The 14,351-nt window shown below is 48.5% G+C and carries 13 protein-coding genes; 9 read left to right on the top strand and 4 right to left on the bottom strand.

The features are described from left to right. Nucleotides 1-112 precede the first annotated feature (112 nt). The 6 genes from K0H59_RS16945 (at nt 113) to K0H59_RS16920 (ending at nt 6,597) form a co-directional block, all read left to right on the top strand. The gene (locus tag K0H59_RS16945) at nt 113-1,288 is read left to right on the top strand and encodes a phosphoglycerate kinase (protein ID WP_011627115.1); all 1,176 of its coding nucleotides are present in this window, start codon (nt 113-115) and stop codon (nt 1,286-1,288) included. Between the two features lie 199 nt (nt 1,289-1,487). Further along, the gene (gene fba, locus K0H59_RS16940; RefSeq protein ID WP_011621571.1) at nt 1,488-2,555 is read left to right on the top strand and encodes a class II fructose-bisphosphate aldolase; all 1,068 of its coding nucleotides are present in this window, start codon (nt 1,488-1,490) and stop codon (nt 2,553-2,555) included. 137 nt (nt 2,556-2,692) lie between these two features. Next, complete coding sequence (locus tag K0H59_RS16935; protein ID WP_011718152.1) at nt 2,693-3,430, top strand: YdiY family protein; 738 nt, start codon at nt 2,693-2,695, stop codon at nt 3,428-3,430. 240 nt (nt 3,431-3,670) lie between these two features. Then, entirely contained in the window at nt 3,671-5,140 is a 1,470-nt protein-coding gene (gene nhaD, locus K0H59_RS16930; RefSeq protein WP_011718151.1) for a sodium:proton antiporter NhaD, read from the top strand. Nucleotides 5,141-5,306: 166 nt separating this feature from the next. Further along, nucleotides 5,307-6,056: a helix-turn-helix domain-containing protein gene (locus K0H59_RS16925; RefSeq protein WP_088210266.1), complete on the top strand. Its 750-nt coding sequence runs from the start codon at nt 5,307-5,309 to the stop codon at nt 6,054-6,056. 61 nt (nt 6,057-6,117) lie between these two features. Next, nucleotides 6,118-6,597 (top strand): hypothetical protein, encoded by a 480-nt coding sequence (locus K0H59_RS16920; protein WP_254915673.1) that lies wholly within the window; start codon nt 6,118-6,120, stop codon nt 6,595-6,597. Nucleotides 6,598-6,653: 56 nt separating this feature from the next. Here K0H59_RS16920 and K0H59_RS16915 read toward each other — a convergent pair whose 3' ends face one another. Beyond that, nucleotides 6,654-7,175, bottom strand: coding sequence for a hypothetical protein (locus tag K0H59_RS16915; protein WP_088210268.1), 522 nt, complete (start codon nt 7,173-7,175; stop codon nt 6,654-6,656). Nucleotides 7,176-7,185: 10 nt separating this feature from the next. Next, complete coding sequence (locus K0H59_RS16910) at nt 7,186-8,007, bottom strand: cytochrome C (RefSeq protein ID WP_164717971.1); 822 nt, start codon at nt 8,005-8,007, stop codon at nt 7,186-7,188. Nucleotides 8,008-8,452: 445 nt separating this feature from the next. Here K0H59_RS16910 and K0H59_RS16905 point away from each other — a divergent pair, with 445 nt between their 5' ends. The 3 genes from K0H59_RS16905 to K0H59_RS16895 all read left to right on the top strand — a co-directional run bounded on the left by K0H59_RS16905 (nt 8,453) and on the right by K0H59_RS16895 (nt 11,201). Continuing rightward, on the top strand, nt 8,453-9,196 hold the full coding sequence (locus K0H59_RS16905; protein WP_011718146.1) for a helix-turn-helix domain-containing protein: 744 nt from the start codon (nt 8,453-8,455) through the stop codon (nt 9,194-9,196). Further along, nucleotides 9,189-9,719, top strand: coding sequence for a hypothetical protein (locus K0H59_RS16900; protein WP_011718145.1), 531 nt, complete (start codon nt 9,189-9,191; stop codon nt 9,717-9,719). The genes K0H59_RS16905 and K0H59_RS16900 overlap by 8 nt, the downstream gene beginning before the upstream one ends. An 84-nt stretch (nt 9,720-9,803) precedes the next feature. Continuing rightward, the gene (locus K0H59_RS16895) at nt 9,804-11,201 is read left to right on the top strand and encodes a hypothetical protein (RefSeq protein ID WP_011718144.1); all 1,398 of its coding nucleotides are present in this window, start codon (nt 9,804-9,806) and stop codon (nt 11,199-11,201) included. Here K0H59_RS16895 and K0H59_RS16890 read toward each other — a convergent pair. Together K0H59_RS16890 and K0H59_RS16885 are read right to left on the bottom strand one after the other, a co-directional pair. Further along, a complete protein-coding gene (locus tag K0H59_RS16890; RefSeq protein ID WP_220053783.1) occupies nt 11,185-13,419 on the bottom strand; it encodes a PAS domain-containing protein in 2,235 nt (744 codons plus the stop codon). The two genes, K0H59_RS16895 and K0H59_RS16890, sit on opposite strands and share 17 nt — an antisense overlap. A 133-nt stretch (nt 13,420-13,552) precedes the next feature. Further along, nucleotides 13,553-14,257 (bottom strand): TatD family nuclease-associated radical SAM protein, encoded by a 705-nt coding sequence (locus K0H59_RS16885; protein WP_220055624.1) that lies wholly within the window; start codon nt 14,255-14,257, stop codon nt 13,553-13,555. Nucleotides 14,258-14,351 lie beyond the last annotated feature (94 nt).

The raw sequence follows: 14,351 nt of genomic DNA, 5'->3' as shown, positions 1-14,351 counted from the left end.
GGGTTAAGCCTAGTGGCCAATTCGACGGGATGTCGAGTGCCGAGTAGCTACTAAGCTAACCGATTGATGCAAAAACCAGTTTGTTTTTTTGATTATAAAAGGAAGCGTTACCATGGCAATTATCAATATGTCAGATTTAGATCTCCAAGGTAAGCGAGTGCTTATTCGTGAAGATCTCAATGTGCCAGTCAGCAACGGCGTCGTCACCAGTGATGCACGTCTGCGCGCCTCTCTTCCCACTATCGAATTAGCCCTTGCCAAAGGCGCTGCGGTAATGGTGATGTCTCACTTAGGTCGTCCAACCGAAGGTGAATACAACAGCGAATTCTCCATGCAACCTGTGGTCGATTACTTGGCCAAAGCTCTGTCTTGCACCGTCCGTTTAGCGACCGACTATTTAGACGGCGTTGAAGTTGCGGTAGGCGAAGTGGTTGTGTTTGAAAACGTTCGCTTTAACAAAGGCGAGAAGAAAAACGACGAAGCCCTGTCAAAGAAAATGGCGGCCTTATGTGATGTGTATGTGATGGATGCCTTCGGTACCGCTCACCGCGCAGAAGCGTCAACCAATGGTGTTGGCTTACACGCTCCTATCGCCTGTGCAGGCCCATTATTAGCACAAGAATTAGAAGCGTTAGGCAAAGCCTTAGACAACCCAGCGCGCCCATTAGTGGCCATCGTTGGCGGTTCTAAAGTGTCGACTAAGCTGACCGTATTAGAAAGCTTATCTGGCATCGTTGACCAATTAGTTGTGGGTGGAGGTATCGCCAACACCTTTATCGCTGCGGCGGGCCATAATGTTGGTAAGTCACTGTATGAAGCTGATTTAATCGATGAAGCTAAGCGCTTAGTGGCGAACGCCCAAAGCCGCGGTGGCGACATCCCTGTGCCTACCGATGTGGTTGTTGCGGGTGAGTTTAGCCCTACAGCTGCCGCGACCTTAAAAGCGGTCAATGAAGTGGGCGATAGCGACATGATTTTCGACATCGGCCCCGACAGCGCCGAAGCGTTAGCGAAAATCATTGAGTCTGCTGGCACTATCGTATGGAACGGCCCTGTGGGCGTGTTCGAGTTCGACCAATTCGGTGAAGGTACTAAGCGTATCGCACAAGCTATCGCTGATTCTAAAGCTTTCTCTATTGCTGGCGGTGGTGACACCTTAGCGGCGGTTGACAAGTATGATATCGCCGATAAAGTCTCTTACATTTCTACTGGTGGCGGCGCTTTCCTTGAGTTTTTAGAAGGTAAAGAGTTACCGGCTGTAGCTATGCTAAAACAACGCGGTGCCTAATATTGAGTTAGGTATTGCGCCATCGCGGCAGGGTGCTGCGATGGCACTAAAACTTGATAAAAAAATTATAAAAAACCGCTCATTCTCTTAAGACGACTAAGTTGTTCTTGAGTGATTGAGCATAAAAATCCATCCAAACGATAGCGACCTCGGTGACCTAACGTTGATGTGACAGTCACCCTATTATTGGAGTTAAAAAATGGCGTTAATTTCCCTACGACAACTACTCGATCACGCGGCAGAGCATGGATACGGTGTGCCAGCGTTCAACGTAAACAACCTTGAGCAAATGCGCGCCATCATGCAGGCCGCTGAAGCTACAGACAGCCCAGTTATCGTGCAAGCCTCTGCGGGTGCACGTAAATATGCGCGTCCACAATTCTTAAAATACCTGATGACGGCTGCACTTGAGCAGTATCCAGATATCCCAGTCTGTATTCACCAAGACCATGGTACCGATCCTGATATCTGTCAGCGTTCTATCCAATTAGGTATGTCATCAGTCATGATGGACGGTTCATTAATGGCCGACGGTAAAACCCCTGCTTCTTACGAGTACAACGTTGATGTGACTCGCAGAACCGTAGCATTCGCCCACGCTTGTGGTGTGTCTGTAGAGGGTGAAATCGGTTGTTTAGGCAGCTTAGAAACCGGTACTGCCGGTGAAGAAGACGGTGTGGGCGCAGAAGGCGTATTAAGCCACGACCAACTGCTGACCAGCCCAGAAGAAGCGGCACGCTTCGTTGCTGATACCCATGTTGACGCGCTGGCGATTGCGATTGGTACTAGCCACGGTGCATACAAGTTCAGCCGTAAACCAACGGGTGATGTTCTGCGTATCGACCGCATCAAAGAAATCCATGCCCGCATTCCTAACACTCACTTAGTGATGCACGGTTCATCTTCAGTACCTCAAGAATGGTTACAGATCATCAACCAATACGGTGGTCAGATTCCTGAAACTTATGGCGTGCCATTAGAAGAAATCGTTGAAGGTATCAAACACGGCGTGCGTAAAGTGAACATCGATACCGATTTGCGCTTAGCGTCTACCGGTGCGGTACGTAAATACTTGGCCGAACACCCAAGCGAGTTCGACCCACGTAAGTTCCTGAAAGCCTCTATGGAAGCGATGGCAGACATCTGTACTGTTCGCTACGAAGCCTTTGGTTGTGCGGGTCAAGCTTCTAAGATTAAGCCTTTGTCTTTACAAGCAATGTACAAAGCTTATCAGTCAGGTGCTTTAGACCCTAAGATCAACCTGTAAGGCTTAAAGCATGTTTAAAAGCCCGCTGATTAGCGGGCTTTTTTATGCAAAAAACCGTTGAATTTTCATTTTTTAATCGTAAATGTTAGTATTGCGCAGATTTTTTAGGGGATAAAACGCAACAGGAACGGATAAACATGAAGAAAGTACTGACCGCAGCGCTATTAATGACTGCGCCATTTATGGCTAATGCGGGAGCCGATTTTGTAAAAGGCGACAAGACATTCGCAGGTGAAGCCGAGTTAGGTGCAACCTTAACCACAGGTAACACCGATACCTCATCCTATAAGGGCCGCTTAAGCCTAAAACACGAACTGGGTGACTGGGAAAACCAATATCTTTTAGAAGGTTTGTACAAAGAAGATACGGGTGAAGTGACAGCTAAACGTTATTTAGCGGGTGCTCAAGGCAACTATAAGATGACAGATCGCAGCTATCTGTTTGCCAACGCTAACTACGAAGTTGACCCTTTTACCGGTTATGACTACACAGTATCAGGTGCTGCGGGTTATGGTCACAGACTCTATGACACCAGCAAGACCTTCTTGGATGTGGAAATCGGTCCCGGTTACATCTATCAACGCCTCGATTCAGAGCAAGCCCTGCTAGAAGGTACAGATTCGAATGACAGCGTGGTTGCCCACGGCGTGATCAACTTCGAAACTGAAATCACTGAAACCTCAAAATTCCAGCAACGTTTTGTGGCCGACTACGGCGATAAATTAGATGCGCGTTCAGAAACCTCGCTGACGGCCAATATTATTGGCGCCTTGGCGATGAAGTTTGCGATTATCGTGCGTTACAACAGCGAGCCGCTGGATGATAAAAAGAGCACTGATACCGAAACAAATATGACCTTGCTCTATTCGTTCTAATCAATGTGATTGATATCAATAAAAAAGCACCGAGAGGTGCTTTTTTATTGGCTGTTTTTGGACTAACTTGAAACAAAGTTAGTTAATTCTTTATTAGTTATGTCTGTAGTTATACAAAAATTAATGTTGTAGATGCCCTTGGTTATCGGGAAATGCATAGAAAGTTGCGTTTTGTCAAAATTTACAGAGCCCGAGCTATGGTAATTTTCGAACTAATTTCCCTTGCAGAGATCAACTTTGATGAAATTACAGCGGTGGTTTAAAAACAGTGGAGTGGTGCTCGCTAGCCTATTCTGCGTTGCAATATTGAGCGGATTCTCACCAGCAGTTTGGGCAATGACCGAAGGAACAGAACGGCTCGATTTAACCGCTGCATCAGTGGGGTATATTGCCGTATGCGTCTTCGTGCTCGCCTATATTTTGGTGATGGCCGAAGAGGCGCTGCACCTGCGTAAATCCAAACCCGTATTGGTCGCAGCCGGCATTATTTGGGGCATGATAGGTTTTGTGTATGTGCAAAATGGCATGTCGGAGGTTTCCGAGGCAGCCTTTAAGCACAATCTACTGGAATACGCCGAGTTATTACTCTTCCTATTAGTGGCGATGACTTATATCAACGCCATGGAGGAACGTAACTTATTCGATGCGATCCGCGGTTGGTTAGTCGGACGGGGATTTAGTCTGCGAACCGTGTTCTGGCTGACGGGGTTTATGGCGTTCTTTATCTCGCCAGTGGCCGATAACTTAACCACTGCATTATTGATGTGTGCCGTGGTGATGAAGGTCGGCGCGGGGCAGCGCAAATTTATTACGCTGGCGTGTATCAACATTGTGGTTGCGGCGAATGCGGGCGGTGCCTTTAGTCCCTTTGGCGATATCACCACCCTGATGGTGTGGCAAAAGGGCTTAGTGCACTTTGCTGACTTCTTCCATCTGTTTATTCCCGCCTTGGTCAACTTTGCCTTGCCTGCGGCGATTATGAGCGTGTTTATTCCACGTTATGTGCCAGAGCCAGAAAAAGAGCAGGTGTACACTAAACCCGGTGCGAAACGTATCGTGGCGTTATTCCTGCTGACCATTGCGACGGCAGTGTGTGCTCATTCCTTCTTCGGCATGCCACCTGTGCTTGGGATGATGACGGGTCTGGGCTTCCTACAGTTCTTTGGTTATTACCTGCGTAAGACCTTCGACAAATCCGTTGCCCGTGAGCGTGCAAAGGCGGAATTACGTCAGGATAAACAACGACTACAACAACTTGGCAGCGTGGTGCCCTTCGATGTGTTTAGCCGGATCTCCCGCGCCGAATGGGATACCTTACTGTTCTTCTACGGTGTGGTGTTATGTGTGGGCGGCCTTGGCTTTATGGGGTATTTGAGCTTAGTGTCTGAGGCACTGTATTCCCATTGGGATGCAACTTATGCCAACGTGGCTATTGGTCTGTTGTCTTCGATTGTCGATAATATTCCAGTGATGTTCGCCGTATTGACCATGAACCCAGAGATGGCCCTCGGTCAATGGTTACTGGTGACCTTAACCGCGGGCGTTGGGGGTAGTTTATTATCCATCGGCAGTGCGGCCGGGGTTGCCTTGATGGGACAGGCTAGGGGGATTTACACCTTCGGCGCCCATTTACGTTGGACACCTGTGATCGCGCTTGGCTATATTGCTAGCATTTTGGTACATATGTGGCTCAATGCTGCAATGTTCTAAAAACAAATGAAACACTATGTATCGTCGTTTGTTTTTAGCATTAAATGTTTTATTGATGTGTTTCACAGATTATTCATCTGACCATGTTAGGTGGCATTAAGATCACTGCGTTGTTTTAGCTCGAATTGTATACTCGGTCTCAAGTAAGATGATGAAAGAGGCCGAGATGCAAATAGGCGCTTGTTGGTTTAATGCACAGGAACAAGTGCTGGTTGATTCGGCTTCAGGACGCAGCTGGTTATTGAGTGCGGATGAATTTCAAATACTTTCTCTGCTGAGTGCACAGCGCGGCAAAGTCGTTTCGCGCATGGAGTTACAGCAGGCGATTCGGCCGCAACTCAAATTGTCTATGCGTGCTGATGACTTGCTCAATAGCACCATTCGTCGCTTAAGGTTATTTCTCGGTGACGATGCGGCGCATCTATTAGTTAATGTTGCTAATCAAGGTTTTATCCTTTACGCCACCCCTAGAAAACAATCTCGTACCGAGCTTAATTCGCCGCTTTTTAAACTAGGTATGCCGCAGTTTATGTTGCTGATGCTCTTGACCTTGGCAACGCTGTTTTGGGTTGGCTCTCGGATCTCCCATCCCACGAGCATCGCGCCCAATTATGCGACGCAATTACCTATGCATAATGGTGATTTGTCAGAGATCCAATTCTATACGGGGCAGCCGACGGACCATTCGATGAAGCCATTAGTCGACCACTTTCTGGTGCAGGTTTCGGCTTGTGCCATTTTCCCTTGGCAATCCATCGCCGCCACTATCTCAACGGACCAAAAGTTTGTGAGTCTAGTGCTAAAAAATGAAGATGCCGATGGGCTGAGATTCGAGACCATCAAGATGATGTCCGAGGATTTTAATGCCGATGTGATTGATGAGTTATGGCTAAAAATGGTGGGGATCTGTGCTTAAATTTTCTGATTTAACGGCGAAAACCCATAGGTTTCGTTTATGGCATGTAGTTGGAATAATTGTGGTTTTATCCAGTATAGTGCTGGGCACTTACGCCATGAGCTTTAACAGTAAGCAACTCAATTTGAGTTGCCAAGCTAAGCTGTACCAATCGCCTTTTATGGCCGAATCTCTGCCTGCCTTTAGCCAAAGCTTAGCCCTCGATGTGGCGATAGAGGCTAATCACGCTAAGTTAAGTTATCGCTATGCACAGGATGGGCAAGACTTGGCTGCGCTGATTTACCGCGGCAAAGTCAGTGCCTTAGAGCCTGGCACTATGACTTATAAGCTGAATTTAGACCAAGCCAATTTAAAAATGGACCTACTGCAAACCGAAGTGCCCGACTTAATGCGTGCCGAGGTGCGAAAATCCCGCCAAGCCTTATTTGAGCAGGGCAGAATGAGTTTCGATATGCAGATTGTGGATATGGATACCTTAAATGATTTCGTGTTGATTAAGTTCTATCCCAGCGGGCATTTGTGGGCTTGTAGGAGTCATTAATATCAGCAATAAAAAGGCATCCCATTGGATGCCTTTTTTTGGGCGCGATGATGGGATTACTGCGGTGTGACTTGGACTAATGTCAGTTCATTATTGGCTTTAGCACCATAGATCTGAATGGCGACCTTGATTTGGGACACGGCGCCACTGGGGTCCTGTTGCTGCCAATCGAGACCCGCGATTTCAAACTGATATTGGCCATTCTTGACTTCGGTCAGTTGACCCGAACATTCCCCTTGGCTCTGACAGCGATAGCTTTGGGTCACATGCCAGCGTTTCCATGCCTTAGGATTGGACGAGGCTTTATCCTTATTAGGGAAACCAAAGTAATAAATGTCATAGCTCTTGGCGGCGGTAATCGCCGCTTGGTTAGCATCGGTTAATGAGAACACTAAGCTGCCAGTGTTGGAGTCAAACTGTTCTACCGCCAGATTAATCTGGGTGGCCTCATCGATACTTACTGTGGTTTCGACCGGCGGTGGTGGCGGAGGCGTGATCTCCTCGGATTTATCATCGTCACTACCACAGCCAACAAGGGCGAGTGTACCTAGGGTTAATGCGAGTAATGGGTATTTCATCACTGCCTCCTTAATTGAAGTGGCCAGTGTGGCACGTGGTGCATTCCATATCGGTTTTAACACTTGCCGCCGAACCTAAGGTACTGGTGCTGCCGTGGCAGACTTGGCAATCCTGCGCTTCCAGTGAGGGTTTACTGCCGGGGAGGGCGCCAATATTCTCGCCCTGATAGGCACGGTTTAGCAGTTCAACCAAGTAATAGGCCATAGAAGCCGATAGGCGATAGCAGCGCTCACCCTTCTTGGCGAAGGGCAGGCCAGAAGCCCGTGACCAATTACTGATGGAGGAGTGGCACAGCACACTCATGGCTTTCGATGAGCTACCTACAAGGGCGGTTTTTTCCGCTGTCGAGCCGATACCTGCAACGAACTCAGGGGTCGATAGTGGCAAGGTGGTGTTTTCATAGTAACGGAAGGTATTGGCGATAACCGCGCTATTCTGGCCGTTAATATCATCTAAGATGTTGACTAACATACCAATAGCGTTGAGGTTACCACAGAGTGTGCCTTGGCCTGTGACCCCAGCAAAACCATACCCCGCAAGGGCGGTGGGAATGGTTTTAAATTTGTCGGCATCGGCACTATTTGATTGCGCTAGCATAGTGATAACCGAATGAAACACTTGGTGCATACAGCCGCCACCCGTCTCGTAGGCAAGTTTTGCGGTTGCCATGGCATCGAGTGGCACATATTTGAGTTTTTCCCCGAGGGCTAATTGATATTGACCGTCGGCATTGGTCGCCGCAAATGCTGACGTACCCATTAAAGTTGCGCCCGCAGCCGCCGTGCTGATACCGATAATGCGAGTTAATGCTTGGCGTCGATTAATGCTCATCATGAATATCCTCTTTTATTAATTGCTTTTATTTATCAATCAGTAACCATTGGTTGATGACATCATTCTAGAAACTACAGCAATAAATAGTGTGATTTGAGGCCGGGGATATTTGGTCTCCCCAAATCGCTGGCGGTGGGAGAAGAACAATCGTTTTAGCCGATGCTTGCTAGGTGGTTTTGTGGTTCTGCTCGATTTCAATTTGCGGTAACGCACATTATTTGTGGCATTTATGTAAATTTACGCGGATTTATCACTAAGCTAGGGGGCTGCAAATACCATTTATCGCTGTGAGCTGAAGCAGATTTTTGTTCTATGCTCATTTACCTGCGGGGGAAGCTCACGAAAATTAATTATTTAGCCCCTTGGGTTAACGGGATCACAGTAATCATTAGCAGGCTTGCATAGACTTAATTCGATGATTTTATCGGTTGGAGTTTGAATTATGCAGGTGGGGGGCTGTTGGTTTGACCGTGAGCGGGGCTTACTCGTCGAACAGGCTCGTGATGAATCTTGGCACCTTCCCCGTGCCGAGTTGCAAGTGTTGAGCCTGTTGGTTGAACATCAAGGCAAGCTGGTCTCCAAGCATGAGCTGAAGACTGGCGATGGGGCGCATCCTCCTCTGACTGACACTTCGTTAGCGCGGGCGGTCTTTATGATCCGCTCTTTCCTCGGGCCCCAATATGAGGGGCTGATTGAAACCGTCAAGGGTCAAGGCTATCTGCTGCACTGTACCCAAGGGCAAAAGCTAAAAAGCTTGCGCTATCCTAGGCTGCAATCCTTACCTTGGTGGAGTGTGTTGCTGGTTTTTGGATTTATGCTCGCGATTTCAGGTTTTTATCTTAGCCGCATCGACCACAGCGTGCCGACGCAGCCTTTGCTCTCCACCGATTTGCCCCTAGCCTCGGGTCAACATATTCGGCTGCATTTGTATGCCAACTCGAAAACCAACAATACCCTATTGTTTGAGTTAGGCGACCGCTTAGGCCAAGGGTTGAGTCGCTGTGGTCATAGTGATTGGTCCGAAGTGTATTCCTCTCTCTCCCACGATAAACAGGTGCTCAACATTACTATGCGGGGTTATAAACTCGGGCAATCGGTGATCCGCAACTTGAAGATCAGCGACTTTAGGCGGCCGAAAGAATTTATCGATGTAAACTGGCTTCAGGAGGTCGGGATCTGTGGCTAAGTGGCTCAAGTGGACGATAAATCTGACTATACTCTCGGCGCTAATCGTCGCCTGCGGGGTGATTTACCTGCAATCTGTCTCCAATAAGGCGGTGATCTTAAATTGCAGCTCAGAACTCTTCGACCGCCATACGCAACAAGTGGATGAAGGTAAATTCTACTTATTGGTCGATGTCTTAATCTCGGCGGGCAATGCGCAGATTAATTACCGTTATTTTAACCTCGATGGTTCAAGCGCGGGCGCGATTCTGATGCAGGGTGAGGTCAAGAGCATGGAGCTGAACCGCATGACCTACAATGTTTCAGTTAAAACCAAGACGGAATCCGAAGATATAGATAAAAAGTCTTGGCCCGAACATATGAAATACCTTTCCTACATCAGCAGCCTGCATTTTAGTGAATCTGGTCGACACAATCTCAGCATAGAGGTGCTCGATAGCGACACGAATCAAGACTATGCCGTTGTCTTGTTTCAACCGAGTAACACTGTTTGTGGCTGTCGAATCGTTAATAGCCGAATTTAATCAGTGAATTTGCTGCGCTTTCGGTTTAGATTATATTTTCCATGGTGTTAATGCCGACTCTTCCATCTCAATCATAAGGTTGTTGTGTTTAAGATACGTGTCAAACAAGAAGAATCCCTGTCGATTAAGTTCAGCCATCAGATGGAAAAGGGCGATAATCGTCAGCTCGATCTCTATTTCTTTTTACCAAAGGAAATGGGCATAGGCGCGCACACTTTAAACGAAGAAGAGTATTACCACAGCGCGATTGTGGGACGCCGCTCTTACTACTCCGAAGGGCTGCACTTGCCACTGGTGCAAGGGCGTTTCGCCAGTATGAACCGCCGTACTGTGGAAGAATTCCGGTTGTACTTAAACCTGTTTGCCTACCAGTTTGCCGTCGCGGTGGAAAACGATGTCAAAGAACTCAATCGAATCGCCGATGTGGAACACTTCTATCTGGCGCTCGATGAGCTGTGCGAGCAGGTGACGCAACTGCTGAAAAAGTTTCGCCGTAATGAGCCGGGCGATCCTAAATGGAAATCCTATTTCGAGAATGCCGATAACTATCTTTCCTGGTTCTGCGAGCAGCAACTGCTAAAAGTACTTGCCCATGCTACCCGCACCAGCGATTTTGCCGACATCCAAGAACGAGTCTTGACCCTGTGCCGCACCGAATGTGCTTATCGCGATGCCAACAACTATAACTCGGCGCAGACTAAGCAAGATCCCAACCGAATTTCGAATAAAATGCTGTTATTGCGGCGCTTAATTCAGCAAGGTGTGGTACTCAAAGAAGAGTTAAAACCCTTAGGCATTGGCCTTAAGAAGTTTACGACTGGGCTGGCGACCGCATTGGTGATGTTGGTGGTATCGGCGCTGATTATCGAAGCGCAGGGCGTCTTTAGCGGCTTTACCATAGCGCTAGTGCTGACGCTGGCGGTGATTTACGGATTTCGTGAAATCTTTAAGGACGATGTGCGTAATGCCCTCTGGCGCTTTATTCAGCGTGGTCGGCCGCGTTGGAGCCGTATCTTAAGGGATACCACCAGTCAGTCGGTGATCGCTAAGCAATTAGTCTGGCTCGAATTTATGCGGCAGCAGGATTTGCCTGAGAAGGTTAACGAAATCCTAAAACAACGGCATAGCCAGAATAAGGTCGATGCCGAAGTCCTGCATTATAAGATTGCCACTCGGGTAAATCATGGCGAGTTTCAGGCGGGATATTCGACCATACAAGAGCAAGTGAACTTCAGTTTTGTGCCCTTTGCCCGCTACTTAGAGCGGGGCAAGGCCAAGATTTATAAGGAACTTGAGGGCAAGATCAGCCATGAGTCGGTCGAGCGTCGTTACCAAGTGAATCTGATTTTAGTGCTGCGGGACGGCCGCGAAGAGCCTGAATACGCGCGCTACAAAATCACCATGAACCGCTCGGCCATTATCGAGATCACCCAAAGTAAGTTACCCGATTCCTTTAATCCGCCCGCTAAGGCTGACGAGTAAAGGCCTGGCCGATATTCTGATCGTTATTCTGCTTCGCCCGTTTGAGCGCCACCTCGGCATTACTGAGGTATTGCTCTAGGCTTTGTCCTTCCTGATAGCTGGCAATCCCAATGCTAATCCCTTCACCTAAGCCATTGCTGTTGAGCTTTTCTATGGTATTGAGGGCGAAGTGATGCGCCGCCGTGGCATCGGTATCTGGCAGTAACAACAACAGTTTACCGAGTTGCCAGTGAAGGATTTGGTAATGGGTAGGGATTTCGAGCAAGAGCTGCACTTCCACTTCCTGCTGACGTGTCTCGAGTTGGTCGATATCACTCATATGGCTGAGTAAACCCTCGGGGTTGATATCCATCACTAGCAGGCTTGAGTGGTTGCGGCTTTGGGGGGAAAGCGATGCAAAATAGCGTTCTAAATCGGCAAGATGCTGCAAAATGGTGCTGCGGTGCGGCACAAAGCTGCGCGGCTCTGCGCCCCTTAGACTATCGGCGGCTTGCTCTAAGGTACAGATGATATAATCAATCTCACCGTCGGCGGCCACATGGCCCTTTAAGGTGGCCTGTAAACAATTTGAATGGCGCAGATTGGGCGAGCAGAGGATCTGCCCTTGCCATTGACCTTGCATGCTGATTTGGGCAGTGATCCGCTGCCACTGGTTACCTAGGTCGTTGGCGAGCAGTGAGGCTAAATCATGATTCAAATCGCCATTAAGCTGCATCAGCTGATCGAATACCGGATTGATTTTTATCAGCTTACCATTGGCATCTGTCAGCGCTGTGGCCACAGTCGTATCGCAGAGTAAGTCGCTTAAGAAGGCTTGATTCTGGCAATCGATCATGGCGCTAATATCTTCAAGGGAGACTAACAGATGCGGTAAGCCGCGCCCTAATCTCGGCGCTTGGCGTACACACACGCTAAGTCTTGAGCCCTTGTCATTATCTAGCGACAGCTTGCCTTGCCATTCACCCTGTCTATGCACTTGGTCGAGCATTTGTGCGTGGGTCAGGTCGTCGAGATTCAGCGCACGTTGCAGACTACGATCTGTGAGTTCATCCTGTGGCACTTGAGTCGCTTCGGCCGCCTTGGGGTTGGCACTGATAATCCGTGCCTGCTCATTGGCGAGAATAAAGCCGATATCATTGTTAAATAGTGCATTGGCCACATCGATACTGTATTGGCGCGAGCGATACTGCAGGCGATACATATGGCTGAGTAAGATCACCCAAGCGGCGAGTAAGGTCAGGATTAACGCGGCGATGATAACGATGTTTTGCCATTGGGAAAACTTGGAGGCGATATCAGCATTACGAATATAAGAGAGTAAAAAATACTCACGGCGCAGTTCGGGCTGATTGGTTAACTCGACTTTGAGGTACACGAAGGTGGCATCTTCACCATGGAATTGGCCAAAGTTGCTCATCGACATTTCCCGCCATAGCGCCGGATAACTCTGGCGCAAACTGGCACCTAAGGTATCGGGAATATGGGTTAGGGGCGCCAGTTCACTCACACCCGCATAGAGTAAGCCTTGGGTATCTAGCACTAACATCGGTGATTTATTGCTTGAAAATGCAGGCTTTATCGCCTCTAGCATCTGCACAATCGAGTTGTAGGTAATCAAGTAACCTAGCGAGCTTTGATCGGGTTTCTCAAGCCAAGTCATTTGATACATGTAGGGTTCGAGCATGCCATTGAGGGGCACAAACTCTAAGGGCGAGGTAAAGACTTCTTTGCCACCTAAGTTGCGGCTCGAACCTAACAGAGCGGCGGGCAGCGCGTCCTGACTAAAGTTTAAAGGTGTTGCAAACTTATAATTACCTTGGGGATCGAACAGGGCAATGCCGAGCAGTTCGGGAATATGCTGCACTAGCTCCTGCCAACTTTCCTGCAATTTCTGCTGAGACGAGGCCGTTGGATTTTTGAGGTACTGCTTGAGTAATTCGTCTTTGGCAAATAGCTGAGTGCGAAACTGCTGAAAGGTGACCTTATCCGTGATCAGCGTGCCTATGGTTTGTAATTCACTGTATCTTTGGGTTGCCCATTCTTCTTGTAACCGGCGTTCACCTAAGGTAATGATTAAGTTGGTTAAAATAATCATACCTATCACCAGCATCGATAACTGGCTCGCGACAGCCAACAGGCGTTGGTGAGACCAATGCAGCCCTTGGGTCAATGAAAGTAATGGCGCGAGTGGGTGTAGGCTAGGGTTCTTTTTCAGCATGGGCCGATTTGGGGTTGATTAACTGTTAATTAGGCTATGTTAACACGAATGAAATGTTACGACAGTGGCAAGTTGCTCGGCGACTCTGTTATCCCGAGCAATGCATCAACCCAACAGCTATTCTGCGGATCAATTAACCGAGCGCGCCCAGCACTCTGTGCTTAAACTCGCAGCCCGAGGCGAGTACTTGTTCGCGGCAAAGATCGATGTCGACCCCTTCAAGTCCCTCAATCGCCGAGACTTGTACCCGCTCTATATAATGAGGGGCGAGGGCGATAAAGGCGTTCACTGCGGCGTAGGAGCCCGCAAGTTTTGGACGGCAATGTTGGTTATAGGCGGCCTCATTGTCGGCGTTGAGGGAAATGGATAATCCATCCACGCACTCCGCTAACTCGGGCAGAATGTTGCGCCTGTGAACTAGGTTGCCTAACCCATCGGTATTGACCCGCACACGGCCGCCAAGGCGTTTGATTTCCTTGGCAACGGCCAGCAGGGTCGGCAGATTCATCGTCGGTTCGCCGTAACCGCAGAACACATATTCCTCAAAGTCTTCCACCTTGCCTAACAGCGGGATGATTTCCTCTGGCTTGGGCTGGTGGGTCAATGCCAATTGATACTCGTGAATTTGTTTACTGCCATTATGTTTCGGGCAGAAGGCGCAGCGTAGGGTGCAACGGCCGGTGATATTCAGGTAACGACTCCTGCGAATATCATAGACTAAGGTTTCGTTGGCGCAGGTTTCATTGGTGCACACTTCCGCCGTTGTGTTGCCATTGGCTAAGGTTTCAGTGGCTTTGAGTGGTGCAGGGTGGATTGAAGCAGAATGTGAGTTTGGCATCCGATCTGTTTTCATACTATCGACTTTATTGGCATCTTGGCGGTCACTTAGGTTGAGTGTAACGAATGCGATCCTTGATAACTGCCACCTAGAT

Origin of the sequence: Shewanella sp. FJAT-51649, from assembly GCF_019457435.1 — a bacterium.
GTDB classification, from domain to species: domain Bacteria; phylum Pseudomonadota; class Gammaproteobacteria; order Enterobacterales; family Shewanellaceae; genus Shewanella; species Shewanella mangrovisoli.
The sequence above is the reverse complement of the archived record's forward strand: the minus strand, read 5'-3'. Positions and strand labels throughout refer to the sequence as shown.

Bases quoted from the DNA above. Each gene is read 5' to 3' on its own strand.
- K0H59_RS16945 (WP_011627115.1), top strand. From the start codon at position 113: ATGGCAATTATCAATATGTCAGATTTAGATCTCCAAGGTAAGCGAGTG.
- fba (WP_011621571.1), top strand. From the start codon at position 1,488: ATGGCGTTAATTTCCCTACGACAACTACTCGATCACGCGGCAGAGCAT.
- K0H59_RS16935 (WP_011718152.1), top strand. From the start codon at position 2,693: ATGAAGAAAGTACTGACCGCAGCGCTATTAATGACTGCGCCATTTATG.
- nhaD (WP_011718151.1), top strand. From the start codon at position 3,671: ATGAAATTACAGCGGTGGTTTAAAAACAGTGGAGTGGTGCTCGCTAGC.
- K0H59_RS16925 (WP_088210266.1), top strand. From the start codon at position 5,307: ATGCAAATAGGCGCTTGTTGGTTTAATGCACAGGAACAAGTGCTGGTT.
- K0H59_RS16915 (WP_088210268.1), bottom strand. From the start codon at position 7,175: ATGAAATACCCATTACTCGCATTAACCCTAGGTACACTCGCCCTTGTT.
- K0H59_RS16910 (WP_164717971.1), bottom strand. From the start codon at position 8,007: ATGAGCATTAATCGACGCCAAGCATTAACTCGCATTATCGGTATCAGC.
- K0H59_RS16905 (WP_011718146.1), top strand. From the start codon at position 8,453: ATGCAGGTGGGGGGCTGTTGGTTTGACCGTGAGCGGGGCTTACTCGTC.
- K0H59_RS16890 (WP_220053783.1), bottom strand. From the start codon at position 13,419: ATGCTGAAAAAGAACCCTAGCCTACACCCACTCGCGCCATTACTTTCA.
- K0H59_RS16885 (WP_220055624.1), bottom strand. From the start codon at position 14,257: ATGCCAAACTCACATTCTGCTTCAATCCACCCTGCACCACTCAAAGCC.